This is a genomic window from Nonomuraea sp. bgisy101 (genome assembly GCF_057708945.1).
Genome location: NZ_JBYITD010000025.1, coordinates 136,768 through 152,702 on the forward strand (window position 1 = coordinate 136,768; position 15,935 = coordinate 152,702).

14 protein-coding genes are annotated in these 15,935 nt (G+C 73.1%); 4 read left to right on the plus strand and 10 right to left on the minus strand.

Annotated elements, in window-relative coordinates; genetic code table 11:
• Positions 1–96 precede the first annotated feature (96 nt).
• Positions 97–969: an alpha/beta hydrolase gene (locus tag AC3EO4_RS38015; RefSeq protein ID WP_379575404.1), complete on the plus strand. Its 873-nt coding sequence runs from the start codon at positions 97–99 to the stop codon at positions 967–969.
• A 52-nt stretch (positions 970–1,021) separates the two neighbouring features.
• Positions 1,022–1,939 carry a serine hydrolase gene (locus AC3EO4_RS38020; protein WP_379575405.1) on the plus strand — a complete coding sequence of 306 codons (918 nt, stop codon included), beginning with the start codon at positions 1,022–1,024 and terminating at the stop codon, positions 1,937–1,939.
• Here AC3EO4_RS38020 and AC3EO4_RS38025 read toward each other — a convergent pair.
• Positions 1,926–2,846: an alpha/beta hydrolase gene (locus AC3EO4_RS38025; protein ID WP_379575406.1), complete on the minus strand. Its 921-nt coding sequence runs from the start codon at positions 2,844–2,846 to the stop codon at positions 1,926–1,928. The two genes, AC3EO4_RS38020 and AC3EO4_RS38025, sit on opposite strands and share 14 nt — an antisense overlap.
• A 153-nt stretch (positions 2,847–2,999) precedes the next feature.
• Between AC3EO4_RS38025 and AC3EO4_RS38030 the strand changes: the two genes are divergently transcribed.
• On the plus strand, positions 3,000–4,244 hold the full coding sequence (locus AC3EO4_RS38030) for an MFS transporter (RefSeq protein ID WP_431900263.1): 1,245 nt from the start codon (positions 3,000–3,002) through the stop codon (positions 4,242–4,244).
• A 12-nt stretch (positions 4,245–4,256) separates the two neighbouring features.
• On the opposite strand, the gene AC3EO4_RS38035 is transcribed toward AC3EO4_RS38030, so the two are convergent.
• From AC3EO4_RS38035 to AC3EO4_RS38075, 9 genes are all read right to left on the minus strand, one after another.
• Positions 4,257–5,744 carry an MFS transporter gene (locus tag AC3EO4_RS38035; protein ID WP_431900264.1) on the minus strand — a complete coding sequence of 496 codons (1,488 nt, stop codon included), beginning with the start codon at positions 5,742–5,744 and terminating at the stop codon, positions 4,257–4,259.
• A 30-nt stretch (positions 5,745–5,774) separates the two neighbouring features.
• Entirely contained in the window at positions 5,775–8,660 is a 2,886-nt protein-coding gene (locus tag AC3EO4_RS38040) for an AfsR/SARP family transcriptional regulator (protein ID WP_431900265.1), read from the minus strand.
• A gap of 7 nt (positions 8,661–8,667) precedes the next feature.
• Positions 8,668–9,399 (minus strand): isocitrate lyase/PEP mutase family protein, encoded by a 732-nt coding sequence (locus tag AC3EO4_RS38045; RefSeq protein WP_431900266.1) that lies wholly within the window; start codon positions 9,397–9,399, stop codon positions 8,668–8,670.
• A complete protein-coding gene (locus AC3EO4_RS38050) occupies positions 9,396–10,211 on the minus strand; it encodes a hypothetical protein (RefSeq protein ID WP_431900268.1) in 816 nt (271 codons plus the stop codon). Before AC3EO4_RS38050 ends, AC3EO4_RS38045 begins: the two co-directional genes overlap by 4 nt.
• Before the next feature lie 21 nt (positions 10,212–10,232).
• Positions 10,233–10,937 carry an ArsR/SmtB family transcription factor gene (locus AC3EO4_RS38055; protein ID WP_379575412.1) on the minus strand — a complete coding sequence of 235 codons (705 nt, stop codon included), beginning with the start codon at positions 10,935–10,937 and terminating at the stop codon, positions 10,233–10,235.
• 43 nt (positions 10,938–10,980) lie between these two features.
• The gene (locus AC3EO4_RS38060; protein ID WP_379575413.1) at positions 10,981–11,646 is read right to left on the minus strand and encodes a DUF998 domain-containing protein; all 666 of its coding nucleotides are present in this window, start codon (positions 11,644–11,646) and stop codon (positions 10,981–10,983) included.
• Positions 11,643–12,857, minus strand: coding sequence for a glycosyltransferase (locus AC3EO4_RS38065; protein WP_379575414.1), 1,215 nt, complete (start codon positions 12,855–12,857; stop codon positions 11,643–11,645). Before AC3EO4_RS38065 ends, AC3EO4_RS38060 begins: the two co-directional genes overlap by 4 nt.
• A 19-nt stretch (positions 12,858–12,876) precedes the next feature.
• Positions 12,877–13,686 (minus strand): DMT family transporter, encoded by an 810-nt coding sequence (locus tag AC3EO4_RS38070; RefSeq protein WP_379575415.1) that lies wholly within the window; start codon positions 13,684–13,686, stop codon positions 12,877–12,879.
• Positions 13,687–13,762: 76 nt separating this feature from the next.
• Complete coding sequence (locus AC3EO4_RS38075) at positions 13,763–14,395, minus strand: DedA family protein (RefSeq protein WP_379575416.1); 633 nt, start codon at positions 14,393–14,395, stop codon at positions 13,763–13,765.
• 342 nt (positions 14,396–14,737) lie between these two features.
• Here AC3EO4_RS38075 and AC3EO4_RS38080 point away from each other — a divergent pair, with 342 nt between their 5' ends.
• Entirely contained in the window at positions 14,738–15,913 is a 1,176-nt protein-coding gene (locus AC3EO4_RS38080; RefSeq protein ID WP_431900271.1) for a sensor histidine kinase, read from the plus strand.
• Positions 15,914–15,935: the final 22 nt, after the last annotated feature.

Genomic DNA, 15,935 nt, shown 5'->3' on the forward strand with positions numbered 1-15,935 from the left:
GGCGGCCTGTACGGTGTTCGCTTCTTCGGGAAACCCCGGCCGGAGTCCGGCGGCGGCCGGGTGCGGGCCGGTCCCCGATCGGGCGAGACTGAACGCATGAGAGTCGAGTTCGAGGTTGACGGGATCACGCTCGTCGGCGACGTGCGCATCCCCGAGGGCGAGGGGCCGCATCCCGCCCTCGTCTTCACTGGCCCCTTCACCGGCGTCCGCGACCAGGTGACCGGCCTGTACGCGGAGCGGCTCACCGCCCACGGGTACGTCACGCTGGCCTTCGACCACCGCAACTGGGGCGAGTCGGGCGGCCGGCCCCGGCAGCACGAGGACTGGCAGGGCAAGCTGGCCGACCTCAGGGCCGCCGTGTCGCTGCTGAGGAGCAGGCCGGAGGTCGACCCCGAGCGGATCGGCGCGGTCGGCATCTGCCTCGGCGGCGGATACGCGCTCAGGTTCGCCGCGTTCGACCCCAGAGTGAAGGCGTTCGCCGGTATCGCGGGCGCCTACAACAACCCCTACGGCAGGCACTTCGAGGCCGTCCTGCCCGGGCTCACACAGGTGCTCGAACGGCAGGACCAGGGCGGCCCTGTGGAGTACCTGCCCGCCGTGGCCGAGGACGGCGACGCGGCCATGCCGGGCGAGGAGCCGTACGCCTACTACGGCGGCACCGCCTCGCCGCACTGGAGGAACAGGGTGAGTGTGGCCAGCATCCGCGAGCTGGTCACCATGGACAACATGATGGGCGCCGACTTCCTCTCTCCGCGCCCCGGCCTGGTCGTGCACGGCGTCGTCGACCGGTTCTGCTCGCCGGAGGGGGCCGAGGAGGCCTACAAGCGGATGGGGCAGCCCAAGCGGCTCGTGTGGCTGGACGCCAGGCGGCACGTCGACCTCTACGACGCCGAGCCGTACGTCACCCAGGCGGTCGAGGCGACCGCGGAGTTCATGAACGAGCACCTCGACACTGGTGTCACGCGATGATCTAGCGGGAAAGGGTCGGATACTCCCCCGTGTTCGGTGCGGGGGTGGGGAGATGCGCGCGGCGCTGCCGGTCTTGCTGCTGGTCGCGGGCTGTGCCTCGGCGCAGGTGCCCGTGGCACGGCTGGCGCCGATGAAGCTGGCACAGCCCGGCCCGTGCATGGAGACCTACAAGGACAGGAAGGCCGCCGACGCCGCCCGGGGCGCGCTCAGGACCGACGTCAGGCGCTTCCTCGCGCGGCAGCCGGGCCGGGTCGTGTTCATGGCCCACGACCTGCTCACGGGCATCAGGTTCGGCTACGGCGAGCACCAGCACGACATGATCACCGCGAGTGGCGCCAAGGTCGACATCCTCACCGCGCTGCTGTCCCGCAGGCACCGCCTCTCCCCGGAGGAGAGCGAGCTGGCCGAGCGCATGATCACGGAGAGCGACAACAACGCCGCGGACGCGCTGTGGTGGCGGGTCGGCGGCGGTGGCGGCCTGAGCGGGCTCTACGGCCGCCTCGGGCTGCGCGAGACGACGCCGGGGCCGAGCAAGTACTGGGGCGGCACGAACACCAGCCCCGCCGACCGGCTCAAACTCATGGAGGCGCTCGTGCGCGGCGGCCCCGGGCTGCGGCAGAGCGACAGGACGCAGGTGCTGCGGCTCATGGAACGGGTGCAGCACGACCAGGCGTGGGGGATCAGCGCCGCGGCCAGGCCCGGCGACAAGGTGGCGCTCAAGAACGGCTGGACGCCCAGGCCCTTCGTCCACAACACCTGGGCGGTGACCAGCTACGGCCGGGTTCACGGGCCCGGCAGGGACCTGCTGCTGGCCGTGCAGACGGATCAGCAGCCCAGCCACGGCAGCGGGATCGTGGCGATCGAGGGGGTGGCCAGGCTGATGGGGGAGCGGCTCGGCGCGCTGGACCCCGCGCGGGTGCGGCGCTGCCTGAAGGAGCCGCAGTGGCTGCGCGGCCCTAGACGGTCCTGACGAAGGCGCCTGCCTCCCCGATGGCGGCCATGCCCTCCCTGGCCAGGTCGGCGAAGACCTGGAAGGCGTGCACCTGGCCGTGCCAGATCTGCAGGCGGCACGGCACGCCCGCCCGGTCCAGCGCCGCGGCCATCAGTTCGGCGTCGGAGCGAAGCACCTCTCTCGACCCGGCCTGGATGAGGACGGGCGGCAGCACCGACAGGTCGGCGTGCGCGGGCCCCCAGAGCGGGTCGGTCGGCAGGATGCCGGGCCACAGCAGGCCGCCGAGCGCGGGCAGCCGCGACACCGGCAGGTAGGGGTCCTTGCCCGGCCTGGCCGCGTGGTCCAGATCGATGAACGGCGACAGCGCCACGATCCCGGCGGGACGCGGCAGCCCCTCGGCGACGGCGCGCAGCGGGGTGAGGAAGCCGAGGTATCCGCCCGCCGAGTCGCCCGCGATCACGATGTCGCCCGCCGCGTGGCCCCTGGCCAGCAGCCACCGGTAGGCCGCCACACAGTCCTCGACCGTGTCGGTGAACGGAACGCCGGGAGGCTTGCGGTAGGCGACCGAGAGCACGGGCGCGCCCGCCGCTCCGGAGAGTCTGGCGACCAGCCGCCGGTGCGTGCGCAGCCCGCACAGCACGAAGCCGCCGCCGTGGAAGTAGAGGATCACCCGGCCGGCACGCCGGCCGGTGCGGTGGTCCACGCCCTTCGCCGTGACCCACTCCGCCGCGCAGCCGAGCCCCCGCACCCTCGCGGTCCTGGTGCCGCGGGGCGGCCTGAGCACCACGGCCATCAGGTCGATGACCGCGGCGAACCGCATCAGCCCGAACGGCGTCCAGGCCAGCAGCGGATAGACGAACAGGCGGGCAAGCAACGGCACCAGCCGCGAGCCCAGGCTGCCGCCGGGACGCTCTTCGACGACCATGTACCGATGATGTGACATAAATGTGGTTTTGTCGCGTTGTTCTTTGGCAGACCGCACGGCGGCCGCTCCGAGCGGTATCTACCCCGGTCGAAGCCCACCACGGCGGTGTGCCTCGCAGGGGGTTCTCCGTCATGACCTGGACGGAGACCACTCATGCAGTCCTACCTGAACGTGCTCGCCACGCCCGGCGCCTGGCGGTTCCTGGCACCCGCGCTCGTCGCGCGCCTGCCGTACGCGATGATGCAGATCGGCATCCTGCTGCTGGTGCAGTGGTCCACCGGCTCGTACGGCGCGGCGGGTGTGGCCTCGGCCGCCGCCGCGATCTCGCAGGCCGTCGTGGGACCCCAGACCGGCCGCCTCGCCGACAGGTACGGCCAGCCGCGCGTGCTGCTTCCCCAGGTCACGGTGCACGCGCTCGCCCTCGGCACGCTCCTGGCGCTGGCCGCCTCGCACGCCTCCGCGCCGCTGCTGGTGCTCACCGCCGGGCTCGCGGGCGCCTCCGTTCCGCAGGTCGGCGCCATGGTGCGGGCGCGCTGGTCGTATCTGCTCGGCGGCTCGGGCAGGCTGGGCACCGCCTTCGCCGTCGAGTCGATCACCGACGAGCTGACGTTCACGCTCGCGCCCGTCCTGCTCGTGCTGCTGTCCACCGGCTTCACGCCCGTCGTGGCACTGCTGGTCGCGCTCGTGCTCATCCTCGCGGGGACCGTGGTCTTCGCCGCCGTCCGGATCGGCGCGCCCGAGCCGATGCCGGTCAAGGTGCGCTCGACGAGGGGCGTCCTGCGGCTGCGCGGCGTCGCGGTGCTCGCGCTCGGCTTCCTCGCGATGGGGTCGGTCTTCGGCAGCATGCAGGTGGGCATCACCTCCTTCACCGCCCAGCTGGGCGTTCCCGCCGTCGCGGGTCCCGTCTACGCCGCCTTCTCCGGCGCCAGCGTCGTCGGCGGCCTGCTGTACGGCGCCGTCCGCTGGCGCGTCTCCGCCGCCACCCGCCTGGCCTGGGGGCTCGGCCTGCTGGCCGCGGCGACCAGCGCGCTGATGTTCGCCGGCACCGTCCCCCTCCTTTTCGGCGCGGCTGCACTGGCGGGGCTGGTGATCGCGCCGGTCATCATCACCGGCTACACCCTCATCGAAGGGCTGACACCCGCCGAGGTGCGGACCGAGGCGTTCACCTGGCTGACGGGCGCGATCGGCCTCGGGCTCGCGACGGGGGCGTCGGTCGCCGGCCAGCTCGTCGACCGCTTCGGCCCGACGCTCGCCTTCGTGGTGCCCCCGCTCATGACGGGCCTGGTCACGCTGCTCATCCTGCTCCGCCTGCCCAGCCTCCGCCCCGAGCCCGAGCCCGTGACGGCGGCCTCCGCCCGGGGCGACGACCTCGAAGCCCGGCGGGCGCCGGGCCGATGACCGCCCAAGGCGTCACGCGCGGGCGAGGACGTCCTCGGGGATGACCTTGGGAACGCCGCGCAGCGCCCGGAAGGCCGCCAGCGCCAGCACGGCCAGCAGGACGCTCGTGGCGAGCGCGGTGAACTGGAGCGCCTCGACGAAGGCGAGCTTGGCGGCCGCGATGACAGAGGGCGGCACCCGGTCGGCCACGCTGAGCGCGCCGCCGAGGCTGTCGGCCACCTGGGGCGGCAGTCCCGCGGGCACCTCAAGGCCATCGCGGTAGGCGCCGGCCAGGAGGCTGCCGAGCACCGCGATGCCGAGCGAGCCGCCCAGCTCGAACGCGGTCTCGGACAGCGCGGCCGCGGCCCCCGCCCGCTCCTTGGGCACCGCGGCCAGGATCGTGTCGTTGGTGACGGCGAACGTGAACCCGACGCCGAGCCCACCGATCACCATCCCGATGAGCAGGTAGCCGAAGGTCGTGGCGGCGTCCGCCTGGCTGTAGACGGCGAAGGAGGCGGCCGAGAACAGCAGGCCGAGCGAGACGACGGCGTTGCGGCCCCACAGCATGACCAGCTTGGCGGCCAGCGCGCCGCCGACCGCGCCCGCCAGGCCGCCGGGCAGGGAGGCGAGGCCGGCCTGCAGCGGCGTCCAGCCGAGCACGAACTGCATGTACTGCGCGAAGATCAGGTTGAGCGCGATCATGCCGAAGATCGCGAACAGATTGGCGCCCACCGCGCCCGAGAACGCCCGATGGCGGAAGAGCCGCAGGTCCACCAGCGGTACGGCCAGCCGGGACTGCCGCCATCCGAACAGGCCGAGCGCCACGACGGCCACCGCCGAGGAGAGGGCGACATCGGCGGCGAAACCGTCGATGACCCAGCTCTTGAGCGTGTAGACGGCCGCCACCACACCCAGGATCGACAGCACCACGCTGACCAGGTCGATCGCCGTGGACGCGGGGTTGCGCGACTCGGGCAGCACGAGGATGCCGCCGACCAGCACCAGCGCCATGACAGGCAGGTTGATCAGGAAGACCGAACCCCACCAGAACGACGTCAGCAGCAGTCCGCCGACGATCGGGCCGAGCGCGAAGCCCGCCGCGCCCATGCCGCCCCAGATGCCGACGGCCATGGTCCGCTCGGCCGGGTCGGTGAACACGTTGCGGATGATCGACAGCGTGGACGGCATGATCGTGGCGCCCGCGACGCCGAGCAGCGCCCTGGCCGCGATCAGCAGCTCGGCGTTCGGCGCGTAGGCGGTGACGGCCGAGGCGAGGCCGAACGCGACCGATCCGATCAGCAGCAGCTTCTTGCGGCCGATCCTGTCGCCGAGATTGCCCATGGTGATCAGCAGTCCGGCCAGTGCGAAGCCGTACATGTCGCCGATCCACAACTGCTCGGTGACGGTCGGGTTCAGGTCGGTGGTCAGCTTGGGCAGCGCCAGGTGCAGGACGGTCAGGTCGATGGCCAGCAGCAGCTGGGCCAGGCAGGCGATGGCGAGGCTTCCCCATTTGACGTTCATGGCGGCAGCCTCGCCGCGGACGCTGACCGCTCACTCACCGAGCGCTGACAGCGCTCCCTCCGCGATGGCGGCCAGTGGCAGGTTGGTGTCGCTGACGGCGGTCAGGACCTCGGTGTACCGGCGGCGGGCGGTGTCGTGATCGCCCAGGGCAGCCGCCACCTCGCCCACGCCCAGCATGATGCGCATCCTGGTCTCCTCGGCGCTGTACCAGGTGGCGGGGCACTCCTGCAGCGCCTGCTCCATCAGCTCCTTCGCCTCCCGCAGGTCGCCGCGGATCCTGGCCACCGTGGCGAGCCCCAGATGCGCGCGTGCCAGGGTCTCGCGCGCGCCGGTGCGCGTCGCCAGCTCCACCACGCGCAAGTACTGCCATTCGGCCTCCCCGAGGTCGCCCAGGTGGACGACGGCGTCGGCCTTGCGGCAGCCGTAGTCGGCCAGGTCCTCGACGGCCCCCAGCTCCATGGCGAGGGACTCGGCCTGTGCGGAGAGCTCGACGGAGGCCGCGTAGTCACCGTCCTGGTAGGCCAGGTCGGCCATTCCCGACAGCGCCAGCGTGCTGCCCCACCGCTCCCCGAGCGCGCGGAAGGCCGCCAGGCAGTCCTCGAAGTGCGCCCATGCCTGCTCCGGCCTGCCGCGGTTCTGCTGGATGTAGGCGAGCCCCGCGTGGCTCAGCCCCCTCATCCACGGCGACAGCGTCTCGATGGCCTCGGCCGTCATGCTCGCGACCATGTCGTAGTCGTCGGGCGGGCCGTGGAACATCGGCACCATCACGTTCAGGAACTCCCACCTGAACGGCGTGTCCCCGGCGTAGCGCAGCGGCCCGATGTCCACCTTGCCGTAGTCGGCCCAGGCGGCGACCAGCGCGCACATGGCGTACTCCTCGGAGGAGTCGGCCTCGACCACGCCCAGCACCTCGGCGGCCATGGCCGCGCTCTCGGCCCTCCTGCCCCTCAACCACCAGTAGCAGCCGAGGCTGCTCACCAGTGTGAGCGCGGTGCCGGTGTCGCCGTCGAAGGCCGACCAGCGCAGCGCGGCGTGGAGGTCGTCGCGCTCCTCGTCCAGCAGCGCCAGCCACTCCAGCTGCTCGGCCCTGCGCAGGTGCGGGTCGGCCGCGACGGCCAGATCGAGGTAATAGGCGGCGTGGGCCCTCCTGAGCGCCTCGACCTCACCCGCCTCCGCCAGCCGCTCCACGCAGAACGCCCTGATCGTCTCCAGCATGCGGTAGCGCCCGTCGACCACCTCCACCAGGGACTTCTCCACCAGCGAGGTCAGCAACTCCTCGGGCAGCGCGCACACCCGCTCGGCCGCCTCCAGCGTCGCGCCGCCGACGAACACCGTCAGCCGCCTGGCCATCGCCTGCTCGTCGGCGTCGAGCAGGTCCCAGCTCCACGCGACCACCGCGCGCAGCGTCTGGTGCCGTGGCAGCGCCGTACGGCTGCCGCGCGCCAGCAGCCTGAACCGGTCGTCGAGCCGCGCTGCGACCTCGGCCACCGGCAGGGATCGCAGCCTGGCCGCGGCCAGCTCGATCGCCAGCGGCAGCCCGTCGAGCGCCCTGCAGATGCGGACGACATGGCCCTCGTCGTCGAGGGTGAACCCGGGCCTGACCGCGGCCGCCCTGTCGGCGAACAGCCGCACCGCCGGATACTCGAGCGCGCCCGGCCCGCCTGGAGGCGGCAGGCGCAGCGGCGAGACCGGGAAGATCGACTCGCCGGTGATGCCGAGAGCCTCGCGGCTGGTGATCATCAGCCGCAGGTGGGGGCAGGCGGCCAGCAGCCGGTCGGCCAGCGCGGCGGCCGCGCCGACCAGGTGCTCGCAGTTGTCGAGGACGAGCAGCAGCCTGCGCTCGGCCAGCGCCGCGACCAGCCTGGCCGTGGCGTCCACGGCGAACGGGTCGGGCGCGTGCAGGGAGTCGCGCAGGCCGAGCGCGCTCACGACAGCCTGAGCCAGGCCCGTCTCGTCGGAGATCGGGGCCAGTTCGACGAAGCACACGTCGCGCGGCGCGACCGCGGCCGCCTCGGCCGCCAGCCTGGTCTTGCCCGCTCCTCCTGGGCCGATGAGCGTGACCAGCCGCGCCTCCTCCAGCAGCGCCTGGACCCGCTCCAGATCCTCGGCGCGGCCCACGAAGCTGGTCAGCTGCGCGCGCAGCCCCTGGCGTGACACCGCCGCGTCGGGCGGGCGGTGCGCGGGGCCGAGCGAGGGGTCGCCGCGCAGCACCGCGAGGTGGGCGGCGGCCAGCTCGCCACCCGGCGTGACGCCGAGCTCGTCGTCGAGGATCCTGCGGCCCTCCTCGTAGGCGGCCAGCGCCTCGGCCTGGCGGCCGCTGCCGTACAGGGCCCGCATCAGCTGGGCGCGCAGGCGCTCGCGCAACGGGTGCGCGGCGACCAGCTCGCGCAGCTCCGCCGCGAGCTCGCGGTGCGCCCCGAGCTCCAGCTCGGCCTGGACCCGGTCCTCGACGGCGGACAGGCGCAGCTCGGCCAGCCTGGCCGCAGCGGCCTCGGCGTACGGCGCGTCGGCCAGCGGGGCGCCCCTCCACAGGCCGAGCGCCTCCTTTAGTACCGTGGCCGCACGCGCGGGGTCCCCCGCGCGCATGGCCTCGCGCCCTTCGGCCGTCAGGAGTTCGAAGCGGTGCGCGTCGACGTCGGCCGCGTCGGCCGCGAGCCGGTAGCCGGCGGGATGGAACTCGATCAGTTCCCTGCCCAGTGCCCTGCGCAGCCTGGAGACCTGGGACTGCAGCGCGTTGGCGGCCGTCTCGGGAGGCTCGGCGCCGTAGAGGCCGTCGATCAGCTGATCCTGGGTGACGATCCGGCCGGCGTCCACGGCCAGCAGCACCAGCAGCGCCCGGACCCTGGGGCCGCCGAGAGCGACCGGCCGCCCTTCCGCGTCGCGCACCCGGGCGGGACCGAGGATCTCGAAGCGCATACCTCGATTATCGCGGCTGGGGCAGGAGCCCGGCTATCTCCGCGTAGGTGGGCAGCGCCGCGTCCTTGTCGAGGACGGCCAGCGCGCCCTGCAGCGCGGCGCGGTAGAGCAGGGAGCCCGTGCTGATCCGTGCGACGCCCACGCCCGCGAGCTCCTCGACGGGCAGGCCGTAGAGCACGTTCAGCGGCAGAGGGGTGCTCTCGACGATGTTCGCGATCGTGCCCAGGTCGCTCGCGCCGGGGACGAAGATCCCGTCGGCGCCCGTGGCGCTGTAGGCGCGCACCCGCTCGATGGTGTCGTCGCCGGTCGCGAGCCACAGGGTGTCGGTGCGGGCGTTGACGAACACGCCCCTGCCCGTGATCGCCTCCAGGATGCGGGTCTGCTCGGCGATCGGGCGCAGCGTGCCGTCGGCGCGGCCGTCCTCCAGGTTGACGCCCGCCACGCCCATGCTCGCCAGCAGGTCGACCAGGTCGGCGATGGCCGCGGGGTCGTCGCCGAAGCCGTTCTCGATGTCCACGGTGAGGTAGGCGGGCAGGCCCTTCAGCAGGTCGACGAGGTCGAGGGTCTCCGCCTTGGTGGCGGCGGCCGCGTCGGGCTTGCCGTGGACGGCGCTGACGCCGAGGCTCGTGGTGCCGATGGCGCGATAGCCGCGGGCGGCGAGGAACACGGCCGAGCCGTAGTCCCACGCGTTGGGCAGGACGAGCGGGTTGCCGGGCTGGTGGAGGTCGGCGAAGGTCATCGGGACTCCATGATCGTTTCGAGGATGCCGGTGGCGATGGCCATGGCGTGGTCGGAGCCGGGGCAGCGGCGCGGGCCGTGGCCGAAGGGGAGGTCGGGCGTCAGGTCGACCTCGACGACCGCGCCCGTGCCGTCGACCCGCTTGGTGGCCTGGACGGGCGGGTCGTGGCGCAGGGTGTCGCGCAGGAGGCCCTCCGCCGTACCGGGCCCGCTGCCGGTGGCGCGGGGCCCGGCGAGCGCGTTGCGCAGGAGGGCGGTGGTGGCGCCGTGGGCCTGCAGCAGGATGGTGATCTCGGGGACGCCGGTGAGGGTGAGCAGACGCGCGACCGCCGCGTCGCATCCGGGATCGCCGGCGCCCGACAGGTAGCCGGTGGCCGCGGTCTCGACGGCGGGTACGAGGGCGTCGAGGTCGCGGATGCCGAGAGCGGCCCCGAGAACCCTGGCGGGCACCCCGTGGGCGAGGACGCGGCCGCCCAGGTCGCCGGTGGCCTCCTGGTCGGCGGTGGCCGCTGCCTGCTCGGAGGGCGCCTCGGGGGACGGCGGGGCGGCGTTCCGGCGTCCTTCGGGAGCGGCGGCCAGGAGGGCGCGGGTGGTCGCGGCGGCGGCGACGCGGAGCGCGGCGGGATCGAGGCGCGACAGGCGCTCCTCCACCAGGGCGCGGCGTTCGGCGTGGACGGGGCCCGAGGCGAAGCGGGAGACCTGCGAGCGCAGCCACCCCAGCGTGCCGTAGGCGGCCCCTGGAGGAGGGGACGGCGGGACGTACGAGGGGTCCGACAGGAGGGCGCGGACTTCCGCGTGACCGGTGATGCGCATGGAACCGACGCTAGGCCACGGTCAGTTCGGCAGCGGCCGAAGGGTGCCGGCGGGGATCTCCAGCAGCGTGGACAGGCAGGCCAGGCCGTCGTCGGTCACCATGAGCGCCCGCTGGCCGCCGATCCTGGTGACCCATCCGGCCTCGAAGGCGTGGCGGCACAGCGCGGCGCCCGCCGTACCGGCGAGGTGGGGGCGGCGCTCGGTCCAGTCGAGGCACGGCCTGGCCATCGGCCGCGTACGGCTGGCCTCCAGCGCGATCCCGAGCCGGGCGAACCAGTCGGCGCCCGACGGGCTCAGCGAGAACCCCGGTTCCAGCACACCGTGGGACAGCAGGGCGTCGGTGACGGCGACGCCGAGACGTCCCGCGAGGTGGTCGTAGCAGGTGCGCGCCCTGGCCATGGCGGCCGACGCACTGGCCGCCCTGAGCGTCGTCGGGGAGGCGGCGAAAGCGGTGGGGTTGACATGTGCGGCGAGGTCCTCGACGAGTTGCGCGGTGGCCGCGTCGGCAAGCCGCACGTAGCGGTGCCTGCCCTGCCGTTCCTCGGTGAGCAGGCCGCCCTCGACCATCTTGCTGAGGTGCTCGCTGGCGGTGGACGGGGCGACCTTGGCCGCCTTCGCGAGTTCGCCCGCCGTCCACGCCCGCCCGTCGAGCAGGGCCAGACAGAACGCCGCCCTGGTCGGGTCGGCCATGAGGGCCGCGAACGAGGCGAGACCTTGAGCTGACATGCCTCTACGGTAGGCCCGTGAAGGTTCGGCTCCCGCCGAACCTTCACGCGGCCTTCGCCCGGTCGGCGGGCGCGGTCGTGGCGATGCGGGTCTCCCGCGGGGCCACGGGCAGATCGACGGGGAGACGGAAGTCGAGGGAGGCGGCCATGCCCATGGTGACCACCAGGACGACCTCGGCCACGATCACGGCCCGCTCGAGCAGCCCGTAGTAGGCCTCGCCGCCGATCAGCGGAGAGGTGAGCGCCGCGGGATGGGCGGCCAGGTAGAAGGCCAGGACGACGACGGAGGTCATGGCCAGCGACCTGACCAGGTTCCAGCGGGGGAGGGCGGCGCGGCCGCGGGCCAGCGTCCATCCCGCCACGGGCAGCGAGGTGAACACCGCCGCCGAGGCCCACCGGTGCACCTCACCCGACAGGGACTTGGCCATGCCGGGGTCCGTGGGGAAGACCGCGCTCAGCATCAGGCCCCCTGCCGCGGCGATCAGCAGCATCCTGGTCGCGGCGGTGCGGGCGGGGTCGCGTACGGCCAGGCCGTAGGCGAGGAACACGCAGCCGGAGGCCAGCGCCAGCATGCCGACCACGACCAGGGGCGTCCCGCCGGGAACCAGCGCGTAGTCGCTGACCAGCGGCTGCGGGGGCAGCACCAGGTGCGCGTAGGCCAGCGCCGCCAGGCATACCAGCGACGCGACCAGAGGAGCCACCAGGATCATCGGGCGACCTCGCCGTAGATCTCCTCGAAGCGCGCCAGCGAGACCTGGTGGTCGTGGGTCAGCGCCAGCTCGCGGCTGGCCTTGCCCGCCCTGGCCCGCAGACCCGTGTCGGTCAGCAGCGCGGTCAGGTGCCGCGCGAGCTCGATCACGTCGCCGGGTTCGAACAGGTAGCCGTTGTCCTCCACCAGGTGCGGGAGCGCCATGGCGTTCGCCGCGACGACCGGCAGCCCGCTGGCCATGGCCTCCAGCGTCGCGATGCTCTGCAGCTCGGCGACGCCCGGCATGGCGAACACGTCGGCGGCGGCGAACGCCTGCGGCATCGCCTCGTCGGGCACGAACCCGAGGAAGAACACCCGGTCGCCGACGCCGATCTTCCTGGCCAGTTGCTCCAGGTCCGCCCGCTGGTTGCCCTTGCCGACCAGCGCCACCTGCGCGTCGGTCCGGTTCAGGACATGGGGCAGCGCCCTGACCAGCTCGTCGATGCGCTTCTCCTCGTCGAGCCGGCCGACGAACAGGATCGTCTCGCGGTCCGGCAGGCCGAACGCCTTGCGCGCCCAGGACTTCGGCTCGGCGCGCGGATGGAACCTGGTCAGGTCGATGCCGCAGGAGACCGGCTCCACCTCGCGCGCGAAGCCCTGGCCGGCCAGCAGCCCCGCGGCCAGCGGAGTGGGGGTCGTGACGTGGTCGGCGCGGGAGAAGATCCTGCTGAAGTCGCGCCAGGCCAGCCTGCCCGCCTTCTCCCGCAGCTTGGCCGGGATGTGCGCGAACTGGAAGAGGTTGTCGGGCATGAAGTGGTTGGTCGCCACGACCGGCACGCCGTTCCTGCGCGCGGCGGCCATCGCCGCCCTGCCGACCACGAAGTGCCCCTGCGTGTGCAGCACGTCGGGCTGGATGGCCCTCACCAGGCGGTCGAGCCTGGTCGGGACCGTCACCCGCATCGTCGGGTGCACCAGCAGCGGCGCCGAGCGCAGCCGGTGGACGACCACGCCGTCCTCCACCGAGGCCTTGGCGGGGCCCTCGTCCGACTGGCAGATCACGTGGACGTCGTTGCCGCGTTCGGCCAGGCCCGTGGCCAGCCGGTGGGTGAAGTAGGCGGCGCCGTTCACGTCGGGTGGGTAGGTGTCGGTCGAGATCAGGACGCGGCGGGGCCTGGTGGGCACCGGCTCGAGCGCCGGGCGGGCGGACTCCGCGGAGATGAGCGGCATGGCCATGGTGGGGGACTCCTACGAGTTAGGTACGCGATTCGAGGGGGGTGGTGCGTGCGAGCGCGATCGTGCCCGCCGCCGTGAGCGCGGCGGCCGCGATCGGGACGACGCCCTGGGGGAGGGGCTCGCCGAGCAGGAGGGCGCCGAAGGCGACAGCGGTCAGGGGGTCGGCGATCTGCAGGGAGGCGAAGGACACGCCGAAGTGGCCGACGGCGTAGGCCCGCTGCAGGAGCATGAGGGCGAGCAGGGCGGGGACGGGAAGGGCCAGCAGGTACCACCAGTTCCACGACCCGTCGACCAGGACGCGCATGAGGGTCGCGGTCGCGCCGTACAGCACGCCCGCGCTGGTGGCCAGGAGCGCGGCCCGCCCCGCGGGGGAAGCGACCCGCGCACCCGCCCACAGCAGGACCGCCGCGACGCCCGCGACCGCGAGCAGCGTGACGGCCCCGTTGGGGCTGAGGTGCGTGGGACCCTCGTGCGGGGGGACCAGCAGTACCAGCCCGATCAGGCCGATGGCGACCGTGGCCGCCGCGGCCAGCTCCTTGCGGGAGGGCCGGCGCCCGTGCAGCCCGGCCGCGATCGGCAGGGCGAACAGCAGGCTGGCCACGCCCATCGGCTGGACGACGGTCAGCGGGCCGAGGCCGAGGGCCAGGATGTGCAGTCCCCCGCCCGCGGTGATCGACACCCCGCCGAGCAGCCAGCGGGGCTTCTTGAGCAGGGCCAGCAGGCTCGGCTTGGCCGAGCCCGCGCCCGCCGCCTCGAACTGCTGGAGAGCGGCGCCGAGTGCGAAGAACAACGAGCCGAACAGGGCCACGGCCGCGGCCAGCACAGTCATGCGCACTCCTTTCACCTGGATGAAGTCATGTGGAGATGTCCGAGAGATCTCCGCTCAGGGACATGGGGGCGAACAGTCAGGAGTCTCCTTCGGCGCCCTGTGCGGCCACGACGAGCGCTCTGTGAGAACCCTGTGAACGCCTCTTGCGCAGCCAGCGGACGAGCTCGACGATCGCGGTGATCGACACAGCGATGCCGAGGCCGAGCAGCAGGCCCTTGAGCGGGTCGTTCTCGAAGGCCATGCCGCCGAAGAAGCCGATCAGGGCCGAGTAGACCGCCCACGACCCGGCCGCGATGGCGTCGAAGAACGCGAACGACCTGCGCGGATAGCGGACGCCGCCCATGGTCAGGGTGGCCGCGGTCCTGCCGCCTGGGATGTAGCGGGCCACGACGAGCAACAGGCCGCCACGCTCGGCGAGTGCCTGCTGCGCCCATGCGTAGGCCTTCTTGCCCTTCAGCCGCCTGCCCGCCTTGCTGCCGATGAAGTAGGAGATGTGGTCACCGGCGAAGGCGCCGAGCGCGGCGACGGCCATCACCAGCCACAGGTTCGGGTCGCCCGTGGAGGCGGCGAACACACCCGCGGTGATGACCGCCGTCTCGGCGGGCACGATGGGGAAGAACCCGTCGAGCATCGCCAGCGCGAACAGCGCGACGTACAACCACGGTGAGGTCATCACCTGGCCGAGCAGGTCGAGAATTGCGTGGGACATGTGCGCTCCGGTCTGTGGAGGAGTTCTCTCAGAGTGGCGGCGGATCAGCCCGGCGACATCGGGGATGAGCCCCCGGACGAACCCCGGCCGTCCCCTGGAAATCTCAGGGATCTACCTCCTCGAACCTAGGGATCACGCAGGTCCGCCCACATCGGACGATCGGTACGCACGACCCCCTACTTTCGTCATGTCCGTCGATCCAACCTGGGAAGGAGCTCGCACACACTGGTGCGAGGGTTGAGGTCGCGGGTGGTGCAGGCACCACCGTTTTCGTTACGGCGAGCGGTACCCCTGACTTTCGGCAGGGGCGGTGATCAGGGATGGCCCGATAGCGTCTCCCGCATGCGCCGCCGACCCCGCCACCTGCTCTACGACGTGCTTCTGTGGCTCGTCATGTCCGTCCTGGCCGCCGCGTCGGGCCCCGACCCGTTCGCCGACCCCTCGCGTTTCCTCTTCGTGACGGGCGGGCGGGTCCTGCTGCTCGGGCTGGCGATCGCGGTGGGCAGGCCGTGGCCGCTCGCCGCGGTTGTGATCCTGCTGCCGGTGGGGCCGTGGGACTTCCGTGAGGGGCTCGCCACGGTGGGCTGGGACTTCAGCGGGGGCCAGGCCACGGGCGATCAGGCGTGGCCGCTGTCGCTGCTCGCGGTGAAGATCTTCCCGCTGACGCCCACCACGCCCGCCGTGATCTGGTACGCCTACCTGACCGGGCGCAGGCTCGCGCGGATCTGGCCCGCGGTGGCCGTCCTGGGCCTGGCCACCATGGTCGGCGTGGGGGTCGTGCTGGCCAAGGGGGCGCACCTGCGGGACTGGTTCACGATGGTCTCGGCGCTGCTCGGCTTCTACGTCGTGCCGTACCTGCTGGGAGCGCTCAGGCGGCGGCTGCTCCAGCAGCGCGAGCGGGCGCAGCAGTCGGTGGCCGCGCAGGCCAGGCTGCGCGAGCGCACCCGCATCGCGCACGACATGCACGACTCGCTCGGGCACGACCTGGCCCTGATCGCGGTGCGGGCCGCCGGGCTCGAGATCGCGCAGGGCCTCACGCCCGCCCAGGCCAAGGCCGCCGGCGAGCTGCGGGTGGCGGCGTCGGAGGCCACGGAACGGCTGCGGCAGATCGTCGGGCTGCTCCGCGACGACATCGAGCCCGCGCCGCTCTCCCCAGTGGACGAGGACGTCACCGCCCTGGTCGAGCGGGCCAGGGAATCGGGGATGGAGGTCAGCGTGGAGATGGCGCCCGCACCCGTGCCCGCGCTGGCGCACAGGGTGGTCCAGGAGGGGCTGACCAACGCCGCCAAACACGCCCCAGGAGCGTGGGTGCGGGTCGCGATCGCGCCTGAACGGATCTCGGTGCGCAACGGCGCCGCCCGCGGCGGGTCCACCGCGCTCCCGGGCGGCATGGGGTTGACCGGCCTGCGCGAGCGGGTTCGGCTGGCCGGCGGCACGATGACGGCCGGCCCGGTGGGCGACGGCTTCGAACTGGTCGTTATCCCCCACGCGGGGGAGCCGGATCCCCACGACGCGTGAGGCGGGCCCCGTCCGTGACGGG

Coding starts and splice junctions, on each gene's coding strand:
- AC3EO4_RS38030 (WP_431900263.1), top strand. CDS start 3,000: ATGCAGTCCTACCTGAACGTGCTCGCCACGCCCGGCGCCTGGCGGTTC.
- AC3EO4_RS38045 (WP_431900266.1), bottom strand. CDS start 9,399: ATGACCTTCGCCGACCTCCACCAGCCCGGCAACCCGCTCGTCCTGCCC.
- AC3EO4_RS38025 (WP_379575406.1), bottom strand. CDS start 2,846: ATGGTCGTCGAAGAGCGTCCCGGCGGCAGCCTGGGCTCGCGGCTGGTG.
- AC3EO4_RS38055 (WP_379575412.1), bottom strand. CDS start 10,937: ATGTCAGCTCAAGGTCTCGCCTCGTTCGCGGCCCTCATGGCCGACCCG.
- AC3EO4_RS38060 (WP_379575413.1), bottom strand. CDS start 11,646: ATGATCCTGGTGGCTCCTCTGGTCGCGTCGCTGGTATGCCTGGCGGCG.
- AC3EO4_RS38065 (WP_379575414.1), bottom strand. CDS start 12,857: ATGGCCATGCCGCTCATCTCCGCGGAGTCCGCCCGCCCGGCGCTCGAG.
- AC3EO4_RS38015 (WP_379575404.1), top strand. CDS start 97: ATGAGAGTCGAGTTCGAGGTTGACGGGATCACGCTCGTCGGCGACGTG.
- AC3EO4_RS38070 (WP_379575415.1), bottom strand. CDS start 13,686: ATGACTGTGCTGGCCGCGGCCGTGGCCCTGTTCGGCTCGTTGTTCTTC.
- AC3EO4_RS38075 (WP_379575416.1), bottom strand. CDS start 14,395: ATGTCCCACGCAATTCTCGACCTGCTCGGCCAGGTGATGACCTCACCG.
- AC3EO4_RS38035 (WP_431900264.1), bottom strand. CDS start 5,744: ATGAACGTCAAATGGGGAAGCCTCGCCATCGCCTGCCTGGCCCAGCTG.
- AC3EO4_RS38040 (WP_431900265.1), bottom strand. CDS start 8,660: ATGCGCTTCGAGATCCTCGGTCCCGCCCGGGTGCGCGACGCGGAAGGG.
- AC3EO4_RS38050 (WP_431900268.1), bottom strand. CDS start 10,211: ATGCGCATCACCGGTCACGCGGAAGTCCGCGCCCTCCTGTCGGACCCC.
- AC3EO4_RS38080 (WP_431900271.1), top strand. CDS start 14,738: ATGCGCCGCCGACCCCGCCACCTGCTCTACGACGTGCTTCTGTGGCTC.
- AC3EO4_RS38020 (WP_379575405.1), top strand. CDS start 1,022: ATGCGCGCGGCGCTGCCGGTCTTGCTGCTGGTCGCGGGCTGTGCCTCG.